6 protein-coding genes are annotated in these 8591 nt (G+C 64.6%); all 6 read left to right on the plus strand.

Annotation, left to right across the window (positions count from 1 at the left end):
* The first annotated feature begins 120 nt into the window (after positions 1–120).
* Positions 121–594 carry a DUF3574 domain-containing protein gene (locus ACVOLV_RS09810; RefSeq protein WP_481554219.1) on the plus strand — a complete coding sequence of 158 codons (474 nt, stop codon included), beginning with the start codon at positions 121–123 and terminating at the stop codon, positions 592–594.
* A gap of 55 nt (positions 595–649) precedes the next feature.
* The gene (locus ACVOLV_RS09815) at positions 650–1543 is read left to right on the plus strand and encodes an XAC2610-related protein (RefSeq protein WP_481554220.1); all 894 of its coding nucleotides are present in this window, start codon (positions 650–652) and stop codon (positions 1541–1543) included.
* Between the two features lie 64 nt (positions 1544–1607).
* Entirely contained in the window at positions 1608–3185 is a 1578-nt protein-coding gene (locus ACVOLV_RS09820) for a hypothetical protein (RefSeq protein WP_481554221.1), read from the plus strand.
* A gap of 93 nt (positions 3186–3278) precedes the next feature.
* The gene (locus ACVOLV_RS09825; RefSeq protein WP_481554222.1) at positions 3279–4091 is read left to right on the plus strand and encodes a DUF3014 domain-containing protein; all 813 of its coding nucleotides are present in this window, start codon (positions 3279–3281) and stop codon (positions 4089–4091) included.
* Between the two features lie 177 nt (positions 4092–4268).
* Positions 4269–6857, plus strand: coding sequence for an ATP-dependent chaperone ClpB (clpB, locus tag ACVOLV_RS09830; protein ID WP_481554223.1), 2589 nt, complete (start codon positions 4269–4271; stop codon positions 6855–6857).
* Between the two features lie 279 nt (positions 6858–7136).
* Positions 7137–8423 carry an O-acetylhomoserine aminocarboxypropyltransferase/cysteine synthase family protein gene (locus ACVOLV_RS09835; RefSeq protein ID WP_481554224.1) on the plus strand — a complete coding sequence of 429 codons (1287 nt, stop codon included), beginning with the start codon at positions 7137–7139 and terminating at the stop codon, positions 8421–8423.
* The last annotated feature ends 168 nt before the right edge of the window (positions 8424–8591 follow it).

Below are 8591 nucleotides of genomic sequence, written 5' to 3' on the forward strand. Positions count from 1 at the left end.
TTATCTTCGCGTTAACAGCGCCCGGGATGCAAGTCCTGCTGGCAATGGGCTGATAACCAAACGCGATATCCCCTGCGGTGCCTTGGATGCCACCGTGTTGTTCCTGTCCGGAGGTTTTCCATGAAGTTGCACGCTGTCCTGTTGCCCCTGTTGTTTGCCGTTGCCGCCAGTGCCCACGCCGCTCCGCCTGCTGCCGAACCTGCGCCCAGTGCCCAATTGCACGGTGATGCCGCGCGACCGGCCGAAGCCGGTGGCTGGGTGCGCAGCGAGCTGTATTTCGGCGTCGGCGAGGAAACCGGGCCATCGGCACGTGCGCAGACCGATGTGATCAGCGATGCGCAGTGGCGCGCCTTCCTCGACAAGGAAGTCACCCCGCGCTTCCCCGACGGACTGACCGTGTTCGATGCCTACGGCCAGTGGCTGTTCCGCGGCGCACCCGAGCCGAACCGGCTGCGCACCAAGGTGCTGGTGATCCTGCATGAGGACAGCCCGCAGCGCCGCAACGACATCGAAGCCATCCGCCTGGCCTGGAAGCAGGCCACCAGGCACCAGTCGGTGCTGTGGTCGCGGCAGGCGGTCGAGGTTTCGTTCTGATCCGCACTGGATCGGCTAGCCTGCGGGCAGTCGCCAACGGCAGATGAGCTTCTCGATGACGCCCCTGATATCCACGTCCCGCTGCCGCTTTGCCGCCCATGGTCTGCTGGTTGCAGTTTTTTCGCTGCTGGCAGCGCCAGCATTCGCGGCAGATGACAGCCAGATCCGCTTCGAGGTCGCAGCCGGCGTCAGCGCGCATGCGCGCTTGCTCGGCGACGGCAGCGTGGAGGTGGGCAGCAACCGCTCGCCAGCCCGGCAGGTGCTGCCGGCGTCCACGAACGAGGACGGCGGCGGTACGCGCCTGGGCCACGCCGACTACAACTTCGACGGTTACCAGGACCTGGATTCCAGTGCCACGTTGGGCCAGGTCAACGAATCGGTCACGGTTTACCTGTACGAGCCGGCCAGTGGCCAGTTCCGCGCATTGGCCGCACCCGAGGGCCCGGAGATCAGCTGCGAAGGCTTCTGGTCGCTGACTCCGGACCCGGCCACACGCACACTCAGCAGCAGCTGTCGTAGCGGGCCGATGTGGTACAGCGATATCTACCGCTTTGAGGGCGACAGGGTCTACCTGTACCGCTCGATGCGCAATGCCTTCCTCGATACCGAAGCGCTCGCGCAGGTGTTGGCGCTGGCTGAAGTGGAAGATGCGGAGATCCTCACGGTGTGGAGCACCTGGGATGCCGCAGGCAAGCGGCTCGAAACCGCCATCTGGAATGCCTTCGATCCGCCGCTGAAGGACGCGCCGATGCCAGGCCGCAGCGCATCGGTGGTGCCGGACAAGCTGCTGCTGTACAGCCGGGCCGGCGACACTGCCACCAAGCGTTACCTGCTCAAGGGCGACCGCGTCGAGCTGCTGGACGAAGCCGATGGCTGGTTGCAGCTGCGCTACCGCAATCCCCATCGTGGCTCGGTGCAGGGCTGGGTGAAGCTGCCCACGAACGAATGATCTGTTCCATCCGCACGCATTTTTCCAGCGTTACCATCGCTCCGCTTTCCTGACGATATCCCCCATGAATTCTTCTGCATCCGCCTCCCGCCCACGTTGGTTCGTCACCGGCGATCTCAATGGCTTCTTCGGTCTGGTGGTCGACAACTTGTCGATCCTCGGTTTCATCGCGATGGCGCTGGTCGGCATCTTCCAGTTCCCGGCCGATGTGGTGTTTGGCCGCATGTTTCCCGGCACTGCCTTCGGTGTGCTGATTGGCAACCTGATGTACACGGTGATGGCACGCCGCCTGGCTGCCCGCACTGGCCGCGATGACGTCACCGCGATGCCGCTGGGGCTGGATGCGCCGACCAGCATCGGCATGGCACTGCTGGTGCTGGGCCCGGCCTTCGTCGGCTTCAAGCAGTTGGGCATGGACCCTCAGGCAGCGGCAATGGCCACCTGGAAGCTTGGCATGGCCTCGCTGGTGGTGATGGGCCTGCTCAAGCTGGTGCTGTCCTTCGTCGGCGATGCGGTTACCCGCCATGTGCCGCGTGCGGCGCTGCTCGGCTCCATCGGTGGTGCGGCGCTGACCCTGCTCGGCTTCCTGCCGCTGATCGAGAGCATGCGCCAGCCGCTGGTCGGCCTGGTCACGCTGGGCGTGCTGCTTTATGTGCTGGTTGCGCGTGGCGTGGTGCCGCTGCGTTTGCCGGGCGTGCTGTTCGCGCTGCTGGTTGGTGTGGTGCTGTACTACGGGCTGGGCGCGGCGGGTGCACTGACCGGCTTCCAGTGGCCGCCGGCTATCTCCTTCGCTGCGGCCTTGCCGCTGCCGACGCTGGGCTTCGTCGAAGGCCTGCCGTTGACCGTGCCGTATCTGTCGCTGCTGCTGCCGTTCGGTCTGTTGATGGTGGTTGGCGGCATCAACGTGGCCGAGAGCGCACGCGCTGCCGGTGACGATTACCGCACCCGCGACATCCTGCTGGTCGAGGCCATCGCCACGCTGATCGCCGGCGTCTGCGGCGGTGTCGCACAGACCACGCCCTACATCGGCCAGCCGGCCTACAAGCGCCTGGGCGCACGCACCGGCTACACGCTGTTGACCGGTCTGTTCATCGGCATCGGCGGCATGCTCGGTGTGGTCGCCGGGCTGGTGCAGTGGCTGCCGGTGGCGGTGTTGGCGCCGATCATCGTCTTCGTCGGCCTGGACATCACCGTACAGGCGTTTCAGCAGACCAAGCGTGAGCACGCGATCGCGGTCGCGCTGGCGTTCCTGCCGGCGATTGCCTACCTGATCAACATCAAGTTCGGCACCTGGGTGGCGCCGGATGCGGCGGCAGCGCTGTATGCGGCGGTCGACGGCCACGGCCTGTCGGATGTGGCCACGCTGCAGCTGCTCGGCAATGGTTTCATCATCTCCGCGATGATCTGGGCGGCAGCATTGGTGGCCTTGATCGAGCGTCGCGCTGGCGTGGCGGTGAGTCTGCTGTTCGTGGCTGCCGCGCTGAGTGCGTTCGGTGTGATCCATTCCACTGATCCGCGCGGCGGCATCTACCTGCCGTGGCAGCTGGAAGGCTTGCGCCAGGCCATCACCTTGCAGGTGACCGCTGCCTATGCGGTGTTGGCGGTCGTCATCGGATTGATGTCACTGCAGAAACAGCGTTGATGCACAGGGCTTGGCTGTACAGGGTTTGAGCCGCTGGGGGAACCCAGCGGGATTGCCGGGGTCACACCATCACATGCAATAAAGGTGCAAGTGATGCAGAAGCGCAAAGCAGTGTGGCCCTGGGCCGTGGTTGGCGTCGCCGCGGTAGGCGGTGCTGGCTGGTGGTTGTTCCGTGATGATGTGGCGCAGCTGCGGCAGGCAACGGCAAGCGTTGCTCCGCTGGTGGATAGCCCGGCTACACCGGCCATCCAAGCGCCGGCTACACCCGAACCAGCGGCCGAGCCGAAGTATCCGCTCGACGTGGCTGCCGATCCGGCCTTGCCCGCCCTGGCCGACAGTGATGCCTCCAGCTGGCAGGCCTTGAACGGATTGTTCCCCGCAGATGCCTTGGCCGTACTGCTGCGTGAGCAGCTGATCCAGCGCGTGGTGGTGCATGTCGACAACCTCACCCAGCCCAGTCTGCCCGGTGCGGCGATGGCGCTACGGCCTTTGCCCGGCGCGCTGCAGGTGGAGCAGGGCAGTGCTGGCGGTGAGCAGTTGGCAGCCGCCAATGCCACGCGCTACGCGCCCTACGTGGATGCCTTCGTTCGCGCCGATGCGGGTGCCGTGGCGGCCGCCTACAAGCGCTTCTACCCGCTGCTGCAGCAGGCCTACCGCGATATCGGCCACCCCGACGGTCATTTCAACGACAGGCTGGTGGCGGTGATCGACCACTTGCTGCAGACCCCCGAGCCGACCCGTCCGCTGGCGGTGGAGCCGAACGGCAAGGGCCGCTATCGCTTCGTCGATCCGGCCCTGCAATCACTGTCAATCGGGCAGAAAGCCCTGCTGCGTATGGATGCCGGGCAGCAACAGGCGGTGAAGCAGCAGCTGCGGGCGCTGCGCACGGCGATCACGCGCGGCTGAGCCGCGCTGCCGCTTGCGTTGGATCAAGGTTGCGGCGACGGCAGCTGGTGATACTGGAGCTGGATTGTGATTGCAGCTGAACAAGGGCGCTATTCACCCTTGAATCACGCCGTTGCAACCGCATCTGAATCAGTATCGCCAGCACTGCTGGCCTCCCAACTTTGAGGAAGAAGACCCATGCGGATGGATAAGCTCACCTCCAATTTCCAGAAAGCCTTGGCAGATGCCCAGTCGCTGGCGGTTGGCCGTGATAACAACATCATCGAGCCGGTGCATGTGCTCAGCGCGCTGCTCGATCAGCCCGGTGGCAGCAGCCGGCCCTTGCTGGCCCAGGCCGGCGTCAACGTGCCGGTGCTGCGCGAGCGGCTGACCGAGGCGCTGGATGCCTTGCCCAAGGTGTCCGGCCAGGCCGGCAGCCTGTCGATGGGCAACGATCTCAATCGCCTGCTCAACAACACCGACAAGCTGGCCCAGCAGCACAACGACCAGTTCATCGCCAGCGAGTGGTTCCTGCTGGCGGCAGTGGACGATGGCGGCCCGGCCGGCATGGCCCTGCGTGCTGCTGGTGCTGATAAAAACAAGATAAAGGCCGCGATCGACAAGCTGCGCGGCGGAGAAACCGTGCAAAGCGAAAATGCCGAAGAGCAGCGCCAGGCGCTGGAGAAGTACACCATCGACCTGACCGCGCGTGCCGAGAGCGGCAAGCTCGACCCGGTGATTGGTCGCGACGAGGAAATTCGCCGCACCATCCAGGTGCTGCAGCGCCGTACCAAGAACAACCCGGTGCTGATCGGTGAACCCGGCGTGGGCAAGACCGCGATTGTCGAAGGTCTGGCCCAGCGCATCATCAACGACGAAGTGCCCGAGGGCCTGCGCGGCAAGCGTGTGCTGTCGCTGGACATGGGCGCGTTGATTGCCGGTGCCAAGTTCCGCGGCGAGTTCGAAGAGCGGCTGAAGGCCGTGCTCAATGACCTGTCCAAGAATGAAGGCCAGATCATCCTGTTCATCGACGAACTGCACACCATGGTCGGCGCCGGCAAAGGCGAGGGCGCGATGGATGCGGGCAATATGCTCAAGCCGGCGCTTGCGCGTGGCGAGCTGCATTGCATCGGCGCCACCACCCTGGACGAGTACCGTCAGTACATCGAGAAGGACGCTGCGCTGGAGCGCCGCTTCCAGAAGGTGTTTGTCGGTGAGCCGACGGTCGAGGACACCATCGCCATCCTGCGTGGCCTGAAGGAACGCTACGCGGTGCACCATGGCGTGGAGATCACCGACCCGGCCGTGGTTGCGGCGGCGACCTTGTCGAACCGCTACATCACCGACCGGCAGTTGCCGGACAAGGCCATCGACCTGATGGACGAGGCCGCTTCGCGCATCCGCATGGAGATCGACTCCAAGCCGGAAGAGCTTGATCGTCTGGAACGCCGTCTGATCCAGCTCAAGATCCAGCGCGAGATGCTGAAGAAGGAGAAGGACGACGCCTCGCGCAAGCGCCTGGCCGATCTGGAAGCCGACATCGACACGCTGGAGCGTGAGTTCTCCGACCTCAACGAAATCTGGAAGTCGGAGAAGGCTGCGCTGCAGGGCGCGACCAAGATCAAGGAGCAGGTCGAGAAGGCCAAGCTGGATCTGGAAGCCGCACAGCGTCGCCAGGACTTCGCCAAGATGAGCGAGATCCAGTACGGCCTGCTGCCAAATCTTGAGAAGCAGCTCGCTGCCGCGCAGGAAGTGGACCGCAAGGACTTCCGGCTGGTGCAGGACAAGGTGACCGACGAGGAAATCGCCGAGGTCGTCTCACGCTGGACCGGTATTCCGGTCAGCAAGATGCTGGAGGGCGAGCGTGACAAGCTGCTGCGCATGGAAGACATGCTGCACAACCGCGTGGTTGGGCAGGAAGAAGCGATCCGCGTGGTCTCCGACGCGGTGCGGCGTTCCCGCGCTGGCCTGTCGGACCCGAATCGCCCGAGTGGCTCGTTCCTGTTCCTGGGCCCGACCGGCGTGGGCAAGACCGAGCTGACCAAGGCGCTGGCCGACTTCCTGTTCGATTCGCCGGACGCGATGGTGCGCATCGACATGAGTGAGTTCATGGAGAAGCACAGCGTGTCGCGTCTGATCGGTGCGCCCCCGGGTTATGTGGGCTACGAAGAAGGTGGCTACCTGACCGAGGCGGTGCGTCGTCGCCCGTACAGCGTGATCCTGCTGGACGAAGTGGAGAAGGCGCATCCGGATGTGTTCAACATCCTGCTGCAGGTGCTGGATGACGGTCGTCTGACCGACGGCCAGGGCCGCACGGTGGACTTCCGCAACACCGTCATCGTGATGACCTCGAACCTGGGCTCGCACCAGATCCAGGACATGAGTGGCGACGACAGCCCGGAAGCCTATACGCAGATGAAGGCCGCGGTGATGGGCGTGGTGCAGGCGCACTTCCGTCCGGAGTTCATCAACCGCCTGGACGACATCGTCGTGTTCCACCCGCTGGACAAGCAGCAGATCAAGCAGATCGCGCGCATCCAGATGCGTGGGCTGGAGAAGCGGCTTGGCGAACGTGGTCTGCGCCTGGAGGTTTCCGATTCGGCCTTCGATGTGCTGGGCAATGTCGGCTTCGACCCGATCTATGGCGCACGCCCGTTGAAGCGTGCGATCCAGGCCCAGCTGGAGAACCCGCTGGCGCAGAAGATTCTGTCCGGCGAGTTCGTCAGCGGCGACACCATCAAGGTGGAAGCCGGTGGTGGCGGGCATTTGCAGTTTGGTAAGGGTTGAGAGCCTGAGCCAACGCTTCAAAAGCTCTAAGAGCTGCCCTCACCCCAACCCCTCTCCCGCAGGCGGGAGAGGGGCTAGGATCGTGTCGGCGGCTAGTGTATTAGCCCCTCTCCCGCCTGCGGGAGAGGGGGTGGGGTGAGGGGAAGCTCCTGGCTGGAGATGCACGCTTCAAAAAGGCATCAGCAAATAACGCCCCCTCACAAGTAACCCCTGCAACCGTCCACCGGTTGCCATCCATCCTCGGCTATCGTCAGCGGTCACTCCTTAGCGAGCACTCCGATGACCGATCCGCAGTGGAAGCCTGAAACCATCGCCGTGCATGGCGGCTATTCCCCCGATCCGACCACCCGCGCCGTCGCGGTGCCGATCTACCAGACCGTTGCCTACGCCTTCGACGACACCCAGCACGGTGCCGATCTGTTCGACCTCAAGGTGCAGGGCAATATCTATACCCGCATCATGAATCCCACCACCGATGTGCTGGAAAAGCGCATTGCTGCATTGGAGGGCGGCATCGGTGCGTTGGCGCTGGCCTCGGGCCAGGCCGCGATTACCTACGCCATCCAGACCATTGCCGAAGCCGGCGACAACATCCTGGCTTCCAGCGCGTTGTATGGCGGCACCTACAACCTGTTCGCGCATACGCTGCCGCAGTTCGGCATCCAGACCCGCTTTGCCGACTACCGCGATCCGCAGGCGTTTGCGGCCTTGATCGATGAGCGCACCAAGGCGGTGTTCGTCGAATCGATCGGCAACCCGCGCGGCAACATCACTGATATCGAAGCCATCGCCAGGATCGCCCACGCCCACGGCGTGCCGGTGATCGTCGACAACACCGTGGCTACGCCATATCTGCAGCGCTCGTTCGATTTCGGCGCGGATATCGTGGTGCATTCGCTGACCAAGTATCTCGGCGGCCATGGCACCAGCCTTGGCGGTGCGATCGTGGACTCTGGTCGTTTCCCGTGGGCTGAGCACAAGGAACGCTTCCCGCGTCTCAATACCCCGGACGTGAGTTACCACGGTGTGGTCTATACCGAGGCACTTGGCCCGGCGGCCTTCATTGGCCGTGCGCGGGTGGTGCCGTTGCGCAACATGGGCGCGGCGATTTCACCGTTCAACGCGTTCCAGATCCTGCAGGGCATCGAGACGCTGGCGCTGCGCATGGACCGCATCAACAGCAATACGTTGGCGGTAGCCAATTACCTGCAGAAGCACGCCAAAGTTGCTTGGGTGAACTACGCGGCACTGCCCGACCATCCGGAGCATGCGCTGGTGCAGAAGTACCTGCGCGGGCAGGGCTCGGGTGTGCTGACCTTTGGTTTGCCGGGTGGGCGAGAGGCGGGGGCGCGCTTCCTGGATGCGCTGCAGCTGTTCACGCGGCTGGTGAATCTTGGTGATGCCAAGTCCTTGGCTACGCATCCGGCATCCACCACGCACCGTCAGTTGGATGCGGCGGAGCTGGAGAAGGCGGGGGTGACGCTGGATACCGTGCGTCTGTCGGTGGGCATCGAACATATCGATGACTTGCTGGCGGATCTGGAGCAGGCCTTGGCTGGGGCTTGAGTCGCGGCTCGGGCGCTGCAGAGGAAAGTCAGGAGCTGGGTCTGCTTGTTAGAAGCTTCCCCTCGCCCCAACCCCACTCCCCCGGTGGGGGGGGGGGGGGGGGGGGGGTGGGGCGGCCGGGTACGCGCCCCCCGCACCGCCCGGGGGGGGGGGGGGGGGGGGGGGGGG

It is taken from the genome of Stenotrophomonas sp. STEN023, from assembly GCF_056760135.1.